The organism is Kosakonia sp. ML.JS2a, assembly GCF_025642095.1.
GTDB lineage: Bacteria > Pseudomonadota > Gammaproteobacteria > Enterobacterales > Enterobacteriaceae.
Map to the genome: position 1 here is coordinate 794405 of NZ_CP106754.1, position 18033 is coordinate 812437.

19 protein-coding genes are annotated in these 18033 nt (G+C 57.6%); 9 read left to right on the plus strand and 10 right to left on the minus strand.

Annotation, left to right across the window (positions count from 1 at the left end):
• The first annotated feature begins 14 nt into the window (after positions 1-14).
• Complete coding sequence (locus N7922_RS03830) at positions 15-371, plus strand: DUF1971 domain-containing protein (RefSeq protein WP_263099321.1); 357 nt, start codon at positions 15-17, stop codon at positions 369-371.
• Between the two features lie 10 nt (positions 372-381).
• On the opposite strand, the gene N7922_RS03835 is transcribed toward N7922_RS03830, so the two are convergent.
• Complete coding sequence (locus tag N7922_RS03835) at positions 382-1251, minus strand: LysR family transcriptional regulator (protein WP_263099322.1); 870 nt, start codon at positions 1249-1251, stop codon at positions 382-384.
• A gap of 107 nt (positions 1252-1358) precedes the next feature.
• Here N7922_RS03835 and budA point away from each other — a divergent pair, with 107 nt between their 5' ends.
• The 6 genes from budA (at position 1359) to N7922_RS03865 (ending at position 6399) form a co-directional block, all read left to right on the plus strand.
• Positions 1359-2138 (plus strand): acetolactate decarboxylase, encoded by a 780-nt coding sequence (budA, locus tag N7922_RS03840; protein WP_263099323.1) that lies wholly within the window; start codon positions 1359-1361, stop codon positions 2136-2138.
• Between the two features lie 21 nt (positions 2139-2159).
• Positions 2160-3839, plus strand: coding sequence for an acetolactate synthase AlsS (gene alsS, locus N7922_RS03845; protein ID WP_263099324.1), 1680 nt, complete (start codon positions 2160-2162; stop codon positions 3837-3839).
• A 17-nt stretch (positions 3840-3856) separates the two neighbouring features.
• Positions 3857-4633, plus strand: a complete 777-nt coding sequence (locus N7922_RS03850; protein WP_263099325.1) for a (S)-acetoin forming diacetyl reductase — start codon at positions 3857-3859, stop codon at positions 4631-4633.
• A gap of 144 nt (positions 4634-4777) precedes the next feature.
• Positions 4778-5557, plus strand: coding sequence for a class I SAM-dependent methyltransferase (locus tag N7922_RS03855; protein ID WP_263099326.1), 780 nt, complete (start codon positions 4778-4780; stop codon positions 5555-5557).
• 108 nt (positions 5558-5665) lie between these two features.
• The gene (locus tag N7922_RS03860) at positions 5666-5833 is read left to right on the plus strand and encodes a hypothetical protein (RefSeq protein WP_263099327.1); all 168 of its coding nucleotides are present in this window, start codon (positions 5666-5668) and stop codon (positions 5831-5833) included.
• 158 nt (positions 5834-5991) lie between these two features.
• Entirely contained in the window at positions 5992-6399 is a 408-nt protein-coding gene (locus N7922_RS03865) for a putative T6SS immunity periplasmic lipoprotein (RefSeq protein ID WP_263099328.1), read from the plus strand.
• A gap of 53 nt (positions 6400-6452) precedes the next feature.
• Here the strand turns inward: N7922_RS03865 and N7922_RS03870 are convergent, their stop codons facing one another.
• The 8 genes from N7922_RS03870 to N7922_RS03905 form a co-directional block, all read right to left on the minus strand.
• Positions 6453-7634, minus strand: coding sequence for an acetyl-CoA C-acetyltransferase (locus N7922_RS03870; RefSeq protein ID WP_263099329.1), 1182 nt, complete (start codon positions 7632-7634; stop codon positions 6453-6455).
• A gap of 10 nt (positions 7635-7644) precedes the next feature.
• Positions 7645-8949 (minus strand): MFS transporter, encoded by a 1305-nt coding sequence (locus N7922_RS03875; RefSeq protein ID WP_263099330.1) that lies wholly within the window; start codon positions 8947-8949, stop codon positions 7645-7647.
• Between the two features lie 53 nt (positions 8950-9002).
• Positions 9003-9647 carry a 3-oxoacid CoA-transferase subunit B gene (locus tag N7922_RS03880; protein ID WP_263099331.1) on the minus strand — a complete coding sequence of 215 codons (645 nt, stop codon included), beginning with the start codon at positions 9645-9647 and terminating at the stop codon, positions 9003-9005.
• The gene (locus N7922_RS03885) at positions 9644-10309 is read right to left on the minus strand and encodes a CoA transferase subunit A (RefSeq protein WP_263099332.1); all 666 of its coding nucleotides are present in this window, start codon (positions 10307-10309) and stop codon (positions 9644-9646) included. Before N7922_RS03885 ends, N7922_RS03880 begins: the two co-directional genes overlap by 4 nt.
• 3 nt (positions 10310-10312) lie before the next feature.
• Positions 10313-11482, minus strand: coding sequence for a thiolase family protein (locus N7922_RS03890; RefSeq protein ID WP_263099333.1), 1170 nt, complete (start codon positions 11480-11482; stop codon positions 10313-10315).
• Positions 11479-12330: a 3-keto-5-aminohexanoate cleavage protein gene (locus N7922_RS03895; RefSeq protein WP_263099334.1), complete on the minus strand. Its 852-nt coding sequence runs from the start codon at positions 12328-12330 to the stop codon at positions 11479-11481. Before N7922_RS03895 ends, N7922_RS03890 begins: the two co-directional genes overlap by 4 nt.
• A gap of 134 nt (positions 12331-12464) precedes the next feature.
• Positions 12465-13460, minus strand: coding sequence for an enoyl-CoA hydratase/isomerase family protein (locus tag N7922_RS03900; RefSeq protein ID WP_263099335.1), 996 nt, complete (start codon positions 13458-13460; stop codon positions 12465-12467).
• Positions 13461-13635: 175 nt separating this feature from the next.
• Positions 13636-14547 carry a LysR family transcriptional regulator gene (locus tag N7922_RS03905; protein WP_263099336.1) on the minus strand — a complete coding sequence of 304 codons (912 nt, stop codon included), beginning with the start codon at positions 14545-14547 and terminating at the stop codon, positions 13636-13638.
• 301 nt (positions 14548-14848) lie between these two features.
• On the opposite strand from N7922_RS03905, the gene N7922_RS03910 reads away from it, so the two are divergent.
• On the plus strand, positions 14849-15535 hold the full coding sequence (locus N7922_RS03910; RefSeq protein WP_263099337.1) for a 4Fe-4S dicluster domain-containing protein: 687 nt from the start codon (positions 14849-14851) through the stop codon (positions 15533-15535).
• Positions 15536-15559: 24 nt separating this feature from the next.
• Positions 15560-16504, plus strand: coding sequence for an NrfD/PsrC family molybdoenzyme membrane anchor subunit (gene nrfD / locus N7922_RS03915; protein WP_263099338.1), 945 nt, complete (start codon positions 15560-15562; stop codon positions 16502-16504).
• A gap of 37 nt (positions 16505-16541) precedes the next feature.
• On the opposite strand, the gene N7922_RS03920 is transcribed toward nrfD, so the two are convergent.
• Entirely contained in the window at positions 16542-17912 is a 1371-nt protein-coding gene (locus tag N7922_RS03920; RefSeq protein ID WP_263099339.1) for a carbohydrate porin, read from the minus strand.
• Between the last annotated feature and the right edge of the window lie 121 nt (positions 17913-18033).

Consider the following 18033-nt stretch of genomic DNA (forward strand, 5'->3'; position numbering starts at 1 on the left):
CCGAGGAGATTCCCATGGCATCAGGCATTCCTGTGCATTTTCGTCATACCCGCTCCACCCCGTTCTGGACCAAAGAGACGGTGCCGCACGCGCTGTTAACCCACCACAACACCAAAAAAGGCGTGTACGGTCGGCTGTCGGTGATGCAGGGGGCGGTGAAATATTTAGGTTTCGCGAATGAGCATGACACCACGCCGGAAATCGACGTGGTGATCGAAGCCGGGCACTTTGGCATCAGTCCGCCGCAGTACTGGCACCACATTGAACTGCTAACGGAAGATACCTATTTCAATATCGATTTCTTTGCCGATCCCGACGAGGCCTTAGAAGGCAAGGGTATCGGACAGGTGGTGAACACCCGGCACGGCTAATGCGCCGGGGTTAAAAGTTGTCGATAAAGCGTCGCACGGCGGGGGAGCGCTCGAACTTCCGCCATGCCAGCGCAATATCGGTCTTCAGCGCCTCTTCCATTTGGTGAAATGTCACCTGCGGATGGCTGATGCACGCCATTGACTGGGGAATGATGGCAAAGCCGAAACCTGCTGCCACCATGCTCAAAGACGAGGCGAATTGCGATGCCTGCTGCTGGCCGTCCATATTGATCCCTGCGCGCAGGCAAGCGTTATACACCAGTTCGTAAAGCCCCGGCGCCACCTCCTGCGGAAAGATCACCACCGGCGTTTTTTGCAGTTCAAACAGCGACAATTCCGCTTTGGCGGAGAGCGGGTGCGTGCGGTGCAGCGCAATAACCATCGGCTCTTCATCGATAAGCTTCAGATTGAACGACTTGCTGTTCTCGCAGGGCAAGCGGACAAACGCCACATCGATTAACCCCTCATCCAGCTCCTGCATCAGCGTCGCCATGTTGTCCTCTTTCTGGTAGAGCGACACCTGCGGGTAGTCGTCTCTGAACCTTTGCAGCACCGAAAATATTTTGCCGTGGAAAGCGTTAGAGCTGGTCACCCCCAAATAGAGTTTGCCATTGATGCCCCGGGCAATGCCTTTGGCTTTTTCCAGCGCGGCATCGCTGAGTGCCAGGATCTGACAGGCATCTTCATAGAATGCCTCTCCGGCCTCGGTCAGCTCCACGCCGCGCGTCAAACGGTAGAACAGCGGCGTGCCCACTTCCTCCTCCAGACGGCGGATTTGCTGACTCAGCGGCGGCTGGGAAATACCCAGCATTTCGGCGGCGCGGGTGAAGTGTTGCGCCTGCGCGACGGCAACAAAATAGCGTAGATAACGAAGTTCCATATCGAAAACATCTCAAACCCTGATGCTTTGTATATTGGAATCCCCGGCTGAAACGAGTCAATATTTAATCAGCTTTTCTGAACGACTACTCAGCGAGGGAAAAGAGGATGACTCATGTAAACGATTGTTGTTGTGAGGAAAATCTACGAGAAACATTTCGTGCTTTTTCCAGAAACAATCCAAATGGCGTGATATATCAAACATCGCTAATGAGTGCCCTGCTTAGCGGGGTGTATGAGGGAAATACCACCATCAAGGCGTTGCTCGGGCACGGCGATTTTGGGCTGGGCACCTTTAACGAACTGGACGGTGAGCTGATTGCCTTCAACAGCGAAGTTTATCAGTTGCGGGCCGATGGCAGTGCGCGGGAGGCGAGCCCACAGCAGAAAACGCCGTTCGCGGTCATGACCTGGTTTTTACCGCAGTATCGCCAGCAGTTTGATAAACCCGTCAGTCGGCAGCAACTGCACGACATCATTGATAAACAGATCCCGTCCGACAATCTCTTTTGTGCGCTGCGCATTGATGGCCATTTTTGTCATGCTCATACCCGCACCGTGCCGCGCCAGACGCCGCCCTACCGTGCGATGACCGACGTGCTCGACGATCAACCGGTGTTCCGCTTCAACCAGCGTAGCGGCGTGCTGGTGGGATTTCGTACGCCGCAGCATATGCAGGGCATCAACGTTGCGGGTTACCACGAGCACTTTATTACCGACGATCGCCACGGTGGCGGTCATCTGCTGGACTACCAACTGGAGCACGGCACGCTGGCGTTTGGCGCCATCTACAAGCTGTTGATCGATCTGCCTGCGGATGATGCCTTCCTGAACGCCGATCTGCATCCGGACAACCTGGATGCTGCCATTCGTTCCGTGGAGAGTTAAGCCCATTTCAAGGAGAGACTGATGAGCAGTGAAAACCGTACACACCAGTGGGCGCACGGCGCTGATATGGTCGTAGGTCAACTGGAAGCTCAGGGCGTCAAACAGATCTTTGGCATTCCCGGTGCCAAAATCGATAAGGTTTTTGACTCCCTCCTCGATTCAACCATCCGCATTATTCCGGTTCGCCATGAAGCCAATGCCGCTTTTATGGCGGCGGCGGTCGGGCGAATCACCGGTAAAGCGGGCGTGGCGCTGGTCACCTCTGGACCGGGGTGCTCGAACCTGATTACCGGGATGGCGACCGCCAATACCGAAGGAGATCCGCTGGTGGCGATTGGCGGTGCGGTCAAACGCGCAGATAAAGCCAAACTGGTGCATCAGAGCATGGACACCGTGGCAATGTTTAACCCCGTCACCAAATACGCCGTGGAAATTTCGTCGCCGGATGCCATCAGCGAAGTGGTGTCAAACGCGTTTCGCGCAGCCGAACAGGGAAGGCCTGGCAGCGCATTTATCAGTGTACCGCAGGATATCGCCGACCAACCGGCCACCGGCGATATTCTTCCCGCCAGCGGCATTCTGCAACTTGGCGCCGCGCCGGACGCCGCCATTGACGAGGTGGCAAAACGCATCGCCGCCGCGCAAAACCCGGTGTTTTTACTCGGGCTGATGGCCAGTCGGCAGGAGAACATTAGCGCACTGCACCAGTTACTGGAAAAGAGCCATATCCCTATCACCAGTACCTACCAGGCCGCCGGGGCGGTGAATCAACAGCACTTCACGCGTTTTGCCGGGCGCGTGGGCCTGTTCAATAACCAGGCGGGAGATCGGCTGCTGCGACTGGCGGACCTGATTATCTGCATTGGTTACAGCCCGGTGGAATATGAACCGGCGATGTGGAATAGCGGTGAGGCAAAACTGGTGCACATCGATGTGCTCCCGGCCTATGAAGAGCGCCACTACGTACCGGACATTGAACTGGTCGGCGATATTTCCGCCACCCTGAGCAGACTGGCGGCGCGCATCGAAAAACCGCTGGTTCTCTCGCCGCGCGCCTCGGAAATTCTTATCGAGCGGCGCAACCAGCGCGAGTTGCTCAGCCGCCGGGGCGCGCAGCTTAGCCAGTTCGCGATTCACCCGTTGCGTATTGTGCGGGCAATGCAGGACATCGTGAATAACGACGTGACGCTAACCGTGGATATGGGGAGTTTTCATATCTGGATCGCCCGCTACCTCTACAGTTTTCGCGCCCGTCAGATGATGATTTCCAACGGTCAACAGACCATGGGCGTTTCGCTGCCATGGGCCATCGGCGCCTGGCTGGTTAACCCCGACCGGAAAGTGGTCTCCGTCTCCGGCGACGGCGGTTTCCTGCAATCCAGCATGGAGCTGGAAACCGCTGTACGTCTGGGCGCGAATATCCTGCACATCATCTGGGTGGATAACGCCTACAACATGGTGGCAATCCAGGAAGAGAAAAAATACCAGCGGCTCTCCGGCGTGAATTTCGGCCCGGTGGATTTTAAAGCCTATGCCCAGGCGTTTGGCGCAGCCGGTTTTGCTGTGGAGAGTACTGCGGAGCTGGAACCAACGCTGCGAGCCGCCATGGACATCGATGGCCCGTCAGTGGTCGCCATTCCGGTGGACTATCGCGACAACCCGCTGCTGATGAGCCAGCTCAATCTTAATCAAATTCTGTAAATAACCAGGAAAATGCTATGAAAAAAGTCGCATTTGTAACCGGCGCAGGCCAGGGGATTGGCAAAGCCATTGCCCTGCGTCTGGCTAATGACGGGTTTGCTGTTGCCGTGGCGGATTACAACGCAGAAACCGCCCATGCGGTCGCGGACGAGATCAATCATGCGCATGGCAAGGGCAGCGCAATCGCCGTAACGGTGGATGTGGCCGATCGCGAGCGCGTTTTTGCTGCAGTGGAAGAGGCCAGGACAAAACTGCAAGGCTTTGACGTGATCGTCAACAATGCGGGCGTCGCGCCTTCTACCCCGATTGAGTCCATTACTGAAGCGGTGGTGGATAAGGTTTACAACATCAACGTGAAAGGCGTGATTTGGGGGATCCAGGCGGCTGTCAGTGCTTTTAAAGCGGAAAAACACGGCGGCAAAATTATCAACGCCTGCTCGCAGGCCGGGCATGTGGGTAACCCGGAACTGGCGGTTTACAGCTCCAGTAAGTTCGCCGTGCGCGGCCTGACGCAAACCGCAGCGCGGGATCTTGCCCCGTTGGGGATTACCGTTAACGGCTACTGCCCGGGAATTGTTAAAACGCCGATGTGGGCGGAAATCGATCGCCAGGTGTCAGAAGCAGCAGGCAAACAACCGGGCTACGGTACGGAACAATTTGCCAAACGCATTACGCTGGGGCGCTTGTCGGAACCGGAAGATGTGGCGGCCTGCGTCTCATACCTTGCCGGGCCGGACTCGGATTATATGACAGGCCAGTCGCTGCTGATTGATGGCGGTATGGTGTTTAACTAACGGTTTTTGGCTCGGACACAGCCTTGCCTCCTGCGCTTGCGCCGGGGGCTTTTTTTATTCCGCAGTACTGATGAAAATCATTCTCATCGCGCTGTTGTTATGATAAGTTGCATATAAAATACATGTTTTAGCGGGGAGCGCGTCATGGCCGAAAACGAGAAAGCAGGGCACACCTTTTTAGCCAGCCTGGGGAAAACACGGTTGCGACCGGGCGGTGTGGAAGCCACCGAATGGCTTTTTCGCCAGGCGCAGCTCACGCCGGAGTGCAAGGTGCTGGAAGTCGCCTGTAACATGGGAACGACCTCTATTGAACTGGCGCAGCGTTTTGGTTGCACCGTCTGCGCCATCGACATGGATAAAAACGCGCTGGCGAAAGCACGGGCCAACGTCGCGGCAGCCGGGCTGGAAAGTCAGATCCAGTTCCTCGAAGCCAATGCCAGCAAGCTACCGTTTGACGATGCCAGTTTCGATGTGGTGATTAACGAAGCGATGCTGACCATGTATGTGGATAAAGCGAAGGCGAAACTTATCGCCGAATATTACCGCGTGCTGAAACCCGGTGGTCGCCTGCTGACGCATGACATCATGTACACCCGCAGCGAACTGGCGGCAAATAAGCAAACCCTGCTGGAGCAGGTGGTGAAATCCAATGTCAGCCCCATGACGCACCAGGCATGGAAAGATCTGTTTCTGGCCAATGGTTTTAACAACGTGGCGACGCACAACGGCAGCATGTCGTTGATGTCACCGCTTGGGCTTATTCGCGATGAGGGCGTTGCCCGCGCGCTGCGCATTGTGTTTAACGGCCTGCGCAACCGTGAGAACCGCAGCCGCTTTCTCGGCATGTTTCGCTTTTTCCGCCGTAACCGGCATCAGCTCAATTACATTGCCTGTTGTTCGCGCAAAGGGATGCCTGGCGCGTAAAGACCGGGTATATGCGTTTTTCGGCAAACCAGCGCAAAAATTCTCGTTTGGGTTATGGGGCCGTTTGCGCTTAACTGACAGGGTGAATGTTAACCGGAGAACGCGCTGATGAAGACAATGCTGCAACAGTGGCTTAATCGCCTCACACTGGCGCTGCCTGTGCAGGTGGAAGACGGAGAGTATGATTCAGGTCGCCATGTGGCGTTGCTGATCCCGTTCGGCCTGCTCTATGGCCTTGATTACCATCCGTCGGTATGGATTTACGATGAAAAATGAGCGCTTCCACCAGGTCATGCGCTACAGCTACTGGAACGAACTGTGCGCGCTAATGTAGAACCCGTCTGAAAACAGGCGGGTTTTTTTATGGGCGCTGTCTGCACAAACGGTTCGGGCTTATACTCACCCGGTGTTTATCCAGACCGGAGTGACAGCGTGTGAAACGGATTTTCCCCGTGATTTTTTTACCCCTTTTTTTAACCGGTTGCCCGATGGGCGATCGCATGCCCATGGTCTATTCCGCAAAGCTGCTCATGGTGGCGAATTCGTTGTGCATCCAGGTGCAGCCCGATGGCAACGAGCGGATGAGCGGTCTCTGGATTGAGGAAATAGGCAATCCGGAGCATCAATTACAGAAATACGACATTGTTGATGTTGCTGTTTCTGCGCAGAAATGCCTGCCGACTTACGGTTATACATTCCAGCCAGGACACGGCTATCGGGTCTCTTTTATGCTTGAATCCGTCGACAAAAAGAGCGGCGGCATCACGCCAGCCTCACGCTCATTCTCCAATGGTTTCACCATCTGGACCAATGCGGGTGTATGGCAGGTGGCTGAATTATAAGCAGTAACGATAAGGCCAGATGAAATCGCCAGGCGAGGTCACCTGGCTTTTCGTTAACAACGCTCGACGATCATTGCTACACCCTGGCCGCCGCCGACGCACAAGGTCGCCAGCCCCAGCGTTTTATCCCGGCTTGCCAGCGCATGCAGTAGCGTGACCAGAATGCGCGCGCCGGAGGCGCCAATAGGATGACCCAGCGCGATAGCACCGCCGTTGACATTGGTGCGCTCCCAGTCGAGATCCAGCTCGCGACCCACCGCAATACATTGTGCGGCAAAGGCTTCATTGGCCTCGATCAGATCCAGATCGGCAACGGTCATGCCCGCGCGCCGCAGCGCCAGTCGGGTGGCGGGTACCGGGCCCAGCCCCATCAGTGCCGGGTCGACGCCGCACGTCGCATAACTGCGCAGACGGGCAAGGGGTTTTACGCCCAGCGCGTGCGCCCGCTGCCGGCTCATTAACAGCAACGCAGCAGCGCCGTCGTTAATGCCCGAGGCATTGCCCGCAGTGACGGAGCCATCAGCAGTAAATGCTGGCGCCAGTCGGGATAAATCTTCTAACGTGGTTCCCCGGCGCGGATGCTCATCCACGGCGAAGATCTGATCGCCTTTCTTACTGTGCACGGTAACCGGCACGATCTCCTGGCGGAAATCACCCCGCTCAATTGCCGCGGCGGCACGCTGTTGGGAAAGCAGTGCCAGTTGATCCTGGTGCTGACGGCTGACGCCGCACTGGCGCGCGACGTTTTCCGCCGTCATTCCCATATGATAATGATTGATCGCGCAGGAGAGTCCATCGTTGACCACGCTATCCACCACGCGCTGGTCACCCATGCGATAACCCCAGCGTGCGTTGTCCAGCAAATAGGGCGCGGCCGACATGTTTTCCATTCCCCCCGCCAGTACCACTTCTGCACTGCCTGCTGCAAGGGTTTCAGCGGCGAAAATCACGCTCTGCAACCCGGAGCCGCACACCATATTGATGCTGGTTGCCGGGGTCTCCTGGGCGATTCCGGCGTCGAGCATTGCCTGGCGCGCGGGGTTTTGCCCCAGCCCGGCCTGTAGCACGTTGCCAAAAACCACCTGATCCACGGCAGCAGGGGAGATACCGCCACGTTGGAGCGCGGCGGTCATCACCTGTGCGCCGAGCACCGGCGCGGCGAGGGTGCTCAGGCTACCGCCAAACTTGCCAATCGCGGTACGCACCGCGCTGACAATCACAACCTCTGTATTCATTTTTTTCTCCTTACACATTCACTGGCGTGATGTCGGTACACCACAACAACACCAGCGTGATGACGCCAACGCCCACCAGTAACTGGTAAGCTCCGGTATAGCCGCCGAGCCAGGAGAGACCAAAAGCCAGAATCGAGAAGGCGCAGCAGCGCACTACCGACTGGACCGGCAGCACAATCGCAATGGCGCGGATGTAATTTTGACGGGGAAATTTGGCGGCAATCAGCGCAGTGCTGAGGTTGGTTGCGCCTGGCATACACAGACCAATCATCACCAGCGACACCCACAGCATCACTTCGTGGTGCGCGAACATATTGACGATGATGGCGACTATCCAGCTCAGGGTATAGAGCAGGATGGCGCGCTTAATCCCCAGACGATGGTTGAGCCAGCCCCAGCCATACGCGCCAGGTGCGCCGATAAGCGCGGCCACGGTCATATAGAAAATGGCGGTGCTTTGCGGGTAGCCCATTTCCATGATCCGCGGCACAAACTGCCCCACCACCCCGACCAGCATGATATAGATGCCGCCAGTGGCGATGCCGATCAGCCAGACGTCACGCATTTTCAACAAATGGCGAATGCGGATGCGGCTGATGTAGTCGTTGTTACCGTCCATGGATGTTGGGTGAGCATTAACACCGGGGGCTTCGTTGTCTGGCGCCCGGCCAATATCTTCCGGCTTGTTGGCAATAAACAGCCAGGCCCACACGGCCATGACCAGCATGATCACCGAGATCCCCCAGAACCCGTAGCGCACGCCCAACCAGGCAAATAACGCCGCCAGTGTCGGCACGTAAAACGCGCTTGAGAGCGTTTGCCCGATGGTGCACCAGCCCAGCGCCAGCCCCTGTTTACGGACAAACCAGTTGGCAATCAGCGCCGTTCCACCGACGTAAGCAAAGCCGGTGCCGAAAAAACTCACCGCGCCAAACAACAGCACAAAACTGAGATAAGAGGTGCTGTAACCCAGTGCGCCAAAGCTGAGGCCACAGGCCAGCAAGCAAACAATGATGTTGAATTTGACGCCTCGCTTTTCACACAGCCAGGCGCAGGCGGGACTGGCGAAAATAGAGGCCCATGACGCGGGCGTAGCCAGCGCCAGCAACGTGCTGTAATCCAGACCATACAACCCGGACAGGGTCGGCAACACCACGTTAAGGCCATGGGTGACCGTGCCTGCGGCAACCCAGAACAACAGCCCCTGAAAGACGATAACGTTCCATCCCTGAGCGCCAAAATCATGCCTGCCGCGTGGGGTTGCGGCGAGATCAGCGTGGTTGTTCAGCAGCGAGCGGCTTTGCTGTTCGATCATAATGTGACATCTCCGGCAGGTTCTGCGGCAGGTTAGGGGAACATGCCAGCCATTCAGGCTGGCATGACCTTGGGTGGAGCAAGCACAATCAGCGTGGGTTCGACCTGGCGCTGAATATCCTGCGGCGTCAGTCCTTCCAGCAGTTCGGCGAGCACCAGCCCATCGGGCGTGACATCAATGACGCACTGCTCGGTCACAATGTGATCGACGCAGTGCTTGCCGGTCAGCGGATAGCTACAGTGATTGACCACCTTCGGCTTGCCGTCTTTGGTGCACAGCTCCATGGTGACAATCACTTTGCGTGCGCCGCTGACCAGATCCATCGCGCCGCCCATACCAAATACGCGCCCCGGTTGCGCCCAGTTTGCGAGGTCGCCATTCTCCGCCACCTGCAAGCCGCCGAGCACCGTCGCCGCCAGCTTGCCGCTGCGCACAAGGGCAAAAGAGTCCGCACTGTCGAAAGCGCTGGCACCCGGAACAGGGGCAAAACGCAGCGCCGTGGCGTTGGAAAACCCTTCGACGGCCAGCATGCCTTCCACCAGCGGGCCCATGCCGACTAAACCGTTTTCGGTATGAAACATCACCCCCGGCGGGGCGTAATCGCTGCACAGGCTGGGAATGCCGATCCCCAGATTGATCACGTCGCCATCGGTAAAATAGCCCGCCGCACGACGGGCGATGCGTTCGCGTGCGTTCATCGTTGTTCTCCTTGCCGCACCAGGATCTTGTCGACGAAAACCCCCGGGGTGATGATGCTGTCGAGCGCCAGCTCGTCCACATCTACCAGGCTGTCGGCATCCACCAGCGTCAGGCGGGCAGCTTTCGCCACCAGCGGGTTAAAGTTGCGCATCGTGCCGCGATAGGTGAGGTTGCCCAGCGGATCGGCGGTACGTGCGCGCACCAGGCCGATGTCGGCGCGTAGCGGCGTTTCCAGCAGCCACTCCTCGCCATTCACCACCATATGCGGCTTATCTTTGTCCACCAGCGTGCCGAGGCCGGTGCGCGTCAGCACGCCGCCCAACCCCGCGCCGCCACAGCGCATCCGTTCCGCCAGGCTGCCTTGCGGCACCAGTTCCAGTTCGATTTTTCCTTCCGCCACCAGCGCCACGGTTTCGGTGTTGCGCCCGATATGAGAGGCGATGAGTTTGTCCACCAGACCGTGGTGGATCAGGCGGCCTATCGTCAGGTCGGCATCGCCGCTGTCGTTAGAAATCAATGTCAGATGGCGCGCGCCGCTGGCGATCACGCAATCAATCAATCGGTTGGGGACGCCGTGATTGGCGAAGCCGCCGCACATCAGCGTTTGCCCGTCGTGAAACAGCGCGATAATCTCGTCCGGTAACGCAAATTTACTGGCCATGGTTTATTCCCTCGTCAGCAGTACCGCCACACCCTGGCCGCCGCCGACACAGAAGGTGATCACGGCGTTATCCAGGTGGCGTTGCTGCATGTCATACACGGCTTTGGTGGCCAGAATGGCACCGCTACCGGCTAACGGATGACCGAGCGCGATAGCACCGCCGTTGGGGTTAACCCGTTGCGGGTCCATGCCGATCTCCTGGATGCAGGCCATCGACTGGGCAGCGAAGGCTTCGTTAAGCTCCCACAGCGCGATGTCTTCTACACGTAACCCGGTCTGACGCAACAATTTGGCGCAGGCGGGGATTGGCCCAAGGCCCATATAGTTCGGATCGACGCCCGCGACCGCATAGCCGCGAAACACCGCCAGCGGCTTCAATCCTTGCTGTTGCGCCAGTCCGCGCTCCATCACCACCAGCGCGCCAGCACCGTCGCTCATGGGCGAGCTGTTGCCCGCGGTAACGCGACCGTCCGCAAGAAAACTGGGACGCAGCGCGGCCAGGCCTTCGGCAGAGCAGTCCGCACGCACCGACTCGTCATGATCCCACTGGCTTATCTGGCCTTTTTTCCCTCGCAGCGGCACTGGCACGATCTGCTGAGTAAACCGCCCGGCCTGCCAGGCGGCGCTTGCCAGTCGATGGCTGCGTAGCGCAAAGGCGTCCAGTTGCTGGCGGCTAAGGTCGTAACGGGCGGCGATGTTTTCCGCGGTGATGCCCATCGGTGGGTTGCCCACGGCATCGGGCGCGGTATGGATCTCCGCAAAGCGCGGGGGTTGTACGGACCACGCGGTGTCGGTTTTCTCCAGTGTCCAGGTGCGACGGGAGTCGCTCTCCACGCCACCGGCGACAATCACGTCGGCGAAACCGGCCATAATCTGGATCGCGCCGTAAGCCAGCGCGTTGAGTGAGGCGGAGCACTGTCTGTCCAGCGTGATGCCCGGTACCGATGTTGGCAGCCCGGCTTCAAGGGCGACCATTCGTCCCATGTTGTTGATTTCATGGTTCATCAGATTGGCGAAGATCACATCGTCAATCCGCTCCGGGTCGATGCCGGAACGCCGCACCGCTTCCCGCACTGCCAGCGCGCCCAGTTGATGCGCGGGGACGGAAGCCAGCGCGCCGCGACAGCGGCCAATAGGGGTGCGTGCGGCGGCAACAATCACAGCTTCTTTCATCGTGAGCCTCCCAGCGGCGGCAGGCCGAGAATGTGTCTGGCGACGGCCGGGGTGGCGACCCGTTTGCCGTACAGGTTTACCGCCTGCGCTGCGCGTTCCACCAGTTGGCGGTTGCTGGCCTTCACGCCCCGACTGAAGTAGACGTTGTCTTCCAGGCCGACGCGGATATGGCCATTTAACGCCAGCGACGCGAAGAGGATCGGCAGATGGTATTTACCGACACCGAAGGCTGACCAGGTGGAGCCCGCAGGCAGGTGCTGCGTGAGGTACACCAGGTTTGCCACCGTGGCGGGCATACCGCCGGGAATACCGAGACAGAACTGGTAATGCAGCGGCGCATGCAGTTTGCCTTGCTCGACGAAATAGTCGGCGACGCCGAGCATGCCGCTGTCGAAAATTTCAATTTCCGGCTTGATGCCGCGCGCTGTCAGGATCTCGCCTAGCTGGCCGAGAAAGGCCGGGGAGTTGACAAAAACGCCCGCCGGCATCCAGTTAAAGGAGCCGGCATCCCAGGACGCCATTTCAATGCCATCGAGCGTGGAGACGTGTGCCATGCGTTGCGCGTCGCTGGCCCGACTGTCGCCGGAGGTGGTGCAATTGATAATCACGTCGCAATCGCGATGCGCGCGCAGCAGACGCAGGGTTTCCGCGAAGCGTTCACTGGACATGGTGCCCTGTCCGTTTTCATCGCGCATATGCAGGTGCACCACCGCTGCACCCGCCTGCCAGCAGCGATACGCATCGTCGGCAATTTCCTGTGGGGTCAGGGGAATATGTTCGTTAATATCTTTCGGTGTTACCGCACCGGTAAGCGCAGCAGAAATAATTACGTCGTCTGCGGTATTCATGAACCAACCTCCGTTTCGCTATTTCCTTTTTCGCCACTCAAATGAATGGCGCAATGGATATATTGCGACGCGCCCGTTGGCGACGCGTCACATTGATGTGTCATGCGGATAAATAGTCAAAAAGCGGCGGTGAATTATTTAATTTCCGTTTCTTCATTTCCTCCGCCAATACGCGGTCGCACCACTTTGCCTTTTTTCTCTGCGGCTTTGACTAATTCGGCTTCTTCATGCGCCCAATTCCAGTAATTAATCTCATGCGGCGAATGTTCAGTGGCGGTGACGTACATTTCGGTGGCGAAGGAGTTACGCAATTCGTTGGCAATATCCTCTTTCCACGGTTTACGCAGTTGCTGCGTGGTAATGCGGCGGGTCACGCGGGTGCCGGTGCGCATAATCAGTTCGGCAATTTCCCAGGCGCGCTGGTAGCAGGACTCGGTGTCATCACAAATTTCATTGACCATCCCCAGCGCCAGCGCTTTGCGCGCGGTGATGATCTCCCCGGTCAGCTCAGCGTAAGCGTAGCGTTTGCGGCCCATCAGTTCACGCCATGCGATTTGAATCCCGTCGCCCGGCACCATATTGACGCGGTAGTGCATCTCGGTGGTCCAGGCGTCTTCGGTACAGAGCGTGATATCGCTGAACAACACCAGATCGGTATGGAAAGCTGCGCCATTCCACACGCCGATGGTCGGCACTTCGACATCAAACACCTGACCTTCAATATCGTTGGTGCCATCATAGTATTGATATTCGTACATTTTCCACGCTTCAGACGGCGCAGAAGCAAATTCGGTAGCGGGCTGCCAGCGGCCATTTTCATCCAGGCGGCCAATGCCTTCCATAAAATCGTCACCGCTGCCGCCGAGGATAATCACCTCGTTTTCCGGGTCGCGTCCTGCCCAGTCGAAAAAGTAATGCAGCCCCTGATGCGCAGGCGCACCCCATTGCAGGCTGCCGCCGTTGGTATGCAAACGGGCTTCGAGAATGCCGTTTTTACGCTTCATGGTGAAGCAATGTTTTAACCGTTCTGAATATTCTTCAAACGGCATATGCGGAATAGTGCCCAATTCTTTATGGGACATTTCTTTGCGTTTATCGTGATCGGATTCAAAGTTCGCTTTAATCACCATGACGTGCTCCTTAATATAAAAGGGTGATATTCCGGGGATGTGTCCTCGTTAATCGTTAGCCTATAATTCGTGGCTATCGGGTAGAAATTCTTTTTATTTTTTCGGCTATGTTATTTGTGCATAACCGCAGTCATAAATAGCCTTTATTATTGCGAAAATAATAAAGGCATAACGATTATGCTGTTGTGGCCTGGCAGCGCATATTCCGGCTAAACGTATGGCTGAATAATTCCACGCAGGGGTTGCGATTACGCAGCGACCAGACCAGCTCAAGGCTGAACCAGCAATCCTGTTCGGTGAGCGGCAACAACACGCTATTTTCGCCGAGCAAATAACCGCGATGGCGCGGCATAAACAGCACTTCCCTGGCGTTCAACTCCAGATCAAAGCAGCAGGATTTGAGATTAGGAAACTCTTTGCACAGCGTAAAATCGATGCCGCGCGCGCTTAAAAATCGGGTGCTGTACTGCTCGGAGAGCGCGAACTCGCGGGGATCGACGCGGATAACCGGCCAGCGCGCGGCGTCACGTAAAGAGACCGTTGCGTGTTGCGCCAGCGGATGCTGGCGATTGACCGCCACACATAGCGGATCGGTCTGAAATGAGAGGGCGGCATACCCGGCCCGTTGCGGCATGAAATTGGGGCGGATCAAAAAGCCAATATCGCACTCGCCAGCATCCAGCAATGCCAGCACTTCCTCCAGCTCGCAATCGCGGCACTCCACCACCACATCGTTATGTTGCTGGCGAAAATCCTCGACCCTTGCCACCAGTGTCTGGCGGATGGCCTCACCGAGAAAGGCGATGGACAAACGCCGTCGGCTGCTGCCGGTGAACGTGCGCACCGCGGTCATGCTTTCATCGTATTGGTGGAGGATTTTCCGCACCTCGCTTGCCAGGCGGTGACCCGCGCTGGTGAGCGTGACCTGGTGCGTATCGCGCAGGAACAGCGCTGCGCCGACATACTCCTCCAGCTCTTTCATATGACGGCTGAGCACCGGTTGGGTGATATGCAGCTTTTGCGCCGCCCGGGTGAAATTGAGCCGTTCGGAAAGCAACAGAAACTCTCGCAGCAGTTGTATTTTCATCACGCTTCTCGCTTAGTCCACTGATCCGCATGGGGTGACGAATGCAGGATCCAGGCCAGCCCGCCAGGCGAGTGATGACCCGCAATTGCAGTGCGCGGGCGTGAGAAAAACGCGGGAGTGATACGCCGATGCATCACGGTGATAGCGCGCTGTATTACCGCTTCGTCACTGGCCGGCACCGGGCGTACGGGGAATATGCAAAGCTATTAAAATCAATAAATTAACTCGACATTGCCGCTGGCGCGCTAATTGCTATGTGTTGCAGGCATCACCCGGTTCATTCTTCTAAAAAGGCAATGTCATGAGTTATACGCGACGTAAATTGATTCAGCGCCTTGGCGCCTGCACAGTATTACTGCTTACCGATCCCCCCCTGCGTTTGTTGCTGGCCAGCGAGAACATCGCGACCGGCGTACGTTACGCCATGTTGCATGACGAAACCCGCTGTATTGGCTGCCAGGCGTGTGTGGCGGCCTGCCGGAAGACCAATAAGGTGCCGGAAGGCGTCAGCCGTCTTGCCGTCGTCCCCAACCCGTCACCCGGCGATGATGGCAAGACGCGACAGTTTTTCCGCCGTTCATGCCAGCATTGCGATAACCCGCCCTGTGTAACGGCCTGCCCGACGGGCGCTTCGTATAAAGATCCGGCCACCGGCATCGTTGATGTTAACCACGATCGCTGCATCGGTTGCCGTTACTGCCTGGCGGCGTGCCCGTACCATGTGCGTTTTATCCACCCGGTCAGTCTGACCGCCGATAAATGCAACTTCTGCCGGGATACAGAGCTGGCGGCGGGGCGATTGCCTGCCTGCGTGCAAATTTGCCCGATGAAAGCGCTCACCTTCGGCAACCTTAACGATCCGGATAGCGCCATTTCACAGGCCATTCGCAGCAAGGTGGTCTATCGCAGCAAGCTCTATCTCGGCACCGGCCCTAATGTCTACCGCGTGGCAGGCAAACAGGGCGAAATCAATCCCAACCGCAGTTGAGACCAACATGTCAGTGAGGCGATCATGACAATCCATCCTTTTCAATTCGACACGCTGGTCTGGGACTGGCCTATTGCGCTGTACCTTTTTGTGTTGGGCATTGCCTCCGGGCTGGTGCTGGTGGCGCTCAGCCTGCAACCTGCTTTACCGGGGCCGCAACGCCGCTGGTTTGCCTGGCGGGCGGCGATTGGCGCGCCGGTAATGGTATCCGCGGGTCTTCTGGTGCTGGTTTTTCACCTGACGCACCCGCTCTCTTTCTGGTACGTGATGGTGTTTTATAACCCGCATTCGGTGATGTCGCTGGGGGTGATGCTGTTTCAGCTCTTCTTCCTGGCGCTGGCATTGTGGTGGTTGCGGCTTGGCTATGTGTGGCTGCATGGCCGCGCGCAGCGTAGCTCGCGAGCGGGAGAACGGGCGGTGATGCGTCTGCTGGCCCGCCTGGGTCAGTGGCTGGCGCATCATCACCGCGGGCATAACGCCGTGCTGGGTGTGCTGGCGGTACTGTTGGGGGTTTATACCGGCTTTCTGCTCTCTACGCTGAAAGGGTATCCGTTGCTTAATAATGGCGTGTTGCCGCTGCTGTTTCTCAATTCCGGTCTGGTATCGGCGCTGGCGGTCCTGTCGCTGTGCCCGTCATTAACCCGATCTGCGCCGCAGGCTGTCCATCTGATGCACCGTGGAGAAATCGGCTGCGTGCTGCTGGAGGTGTTGCTGCTGACGGCCTTCTTTTTCAGCCTCTATGTTGGAGGTGGTGCGCAGACGCAGGCGGCGCTCACCGCGTTAAGCGGTTTTTGGGGCGGGGTATTCTGGTCAGGCGTAGTGGGGTTGGGGATTGTGGTGCCGTTGTTGATGGCCTTGCGTCCCGTTCACTCGCGTGGCGGCAGCGTGGCGTTGGCGTGTGTGGCGCTGGTGAGCGTGCTGCTGTTTCGCTTCTTTATCCTTTACGCCGGGCAGATGGTGGTTGCGTAAAAAAGGCGGGGCAGGGCCCCGCCGTCATCAGATCGGTTTACAGTCCGAGTAATTTATCCAGTAACACATTGGCCTGTAGCCAGAAGGTATAGCCATTTTCCGGTTTGACGCCACTATAAGCATATTGCCAGTTGGTGTTGTTCCAGGTGCGTGCGCCGCTCAGTTTGACGCTGAGCTCCGGCGTTACCGCAAAGGCAGCGTCAATGCTCAGTTGATACTCGTTGCGCGGAACCTGCCAGCCGCTGCCGCCCTGGGTGTTGTACATCTCCTGCAAATAACGTTGCTCACCATCGGTGAACCTGCCCCAGCGGAAGGTCAGGCCGTAGCTGTCCAGCGGACGGCTCTGCCATGGCCCCTGCCAGATAAGCCCGACGTCGGCGAGGGTGGAGATGCCCGTGTAGGCATCTGATTGCAGGGTTTGCGTGACGCTGCCGTGCAGGCTGATCGCGCTGGGATTCGGGTTGTTGCTCTCCGCTCCGCCGTCGCGCCGCCAGATGGCTTTTTTCGCCGTCAGGTAAAAACCGGATACGCCATGGTGGCTACGCACTGCTGATTGGGTATCCGTGACTTTGGAGGTGCCGTTGACGGTGTAATAGGCGTCGTCATAGTCGAGGTCGTTATAGAAGCCCAGTATTTCCCAGGTGAGTGGCCAGGTCTCCTGCTGCCAGGAGACGCGGCGCGCCAGGTTGGCGACCCACAGCGTGCTGCCGCTGTCGTAATCGTCGTCCCAACGCTCCCAGCCATTGGTGAAGGGGAACGCATGGTAGGTGCGCCATGCGCCGACATTGGACTCGATCTGCGGGGTAAAATGCCAGCTGGCACTTGCGCCCCATCCTGCATAGGGCGCAGGACCGAATACGGCGGTTTTGTTCAGTACTGTGTTAACGCAGCTCTCCGCCACGTTGCAGTTAGTGAACCCCATAAACTGGCCGGGGTTGCTCTTGCCGATTTCGAGCGATAAGCGGTCATCGAATAACTTCTGCTGATAACTGAAACGCAGCAAATGCGCGACTTTAGGGATGTAAGGCGGCGGATCCCCCGCCAGCATGCCGCCTGCGCTGTTGCCGTAGTCAAGATTGCTGCTAAACGGCACCCACAGTTGCATAAAGTGGATGCTGCCGCCGGGGATCGCCCCCATCTTTTCGAAATCAAAATCCGCCCCGGCGAACAGCATGGTATAGCTCTGTTGCTCATTGGTGCTGGTACCTGCGCTGGGATTGCCCAGCCAGAATTGCGTCGCCATAAGGTGTGGCGTCACGCCATGCTCTTTTAACCATGATCCGACGTCCGATAACGGCAGAGCGGCGTCGTCCTTGTCCGCTGCCAGTAGGTTGCCGCTCATCAAGCTACTGAGCAGCGCGCCGGAAAACAGCATTCTTGTCCAGATATTGCGCGGTGTAATTTTCATTGTTCAGTCTCATCACCAACAATGAGACGCAAAACAGCCGGTCAGCGTTGACCGAAAACATCTGAGTGCTTCTTCAATCTTTTTTCGCGAAAGCAGACCACACAGCATAGAGCAGAGGTGG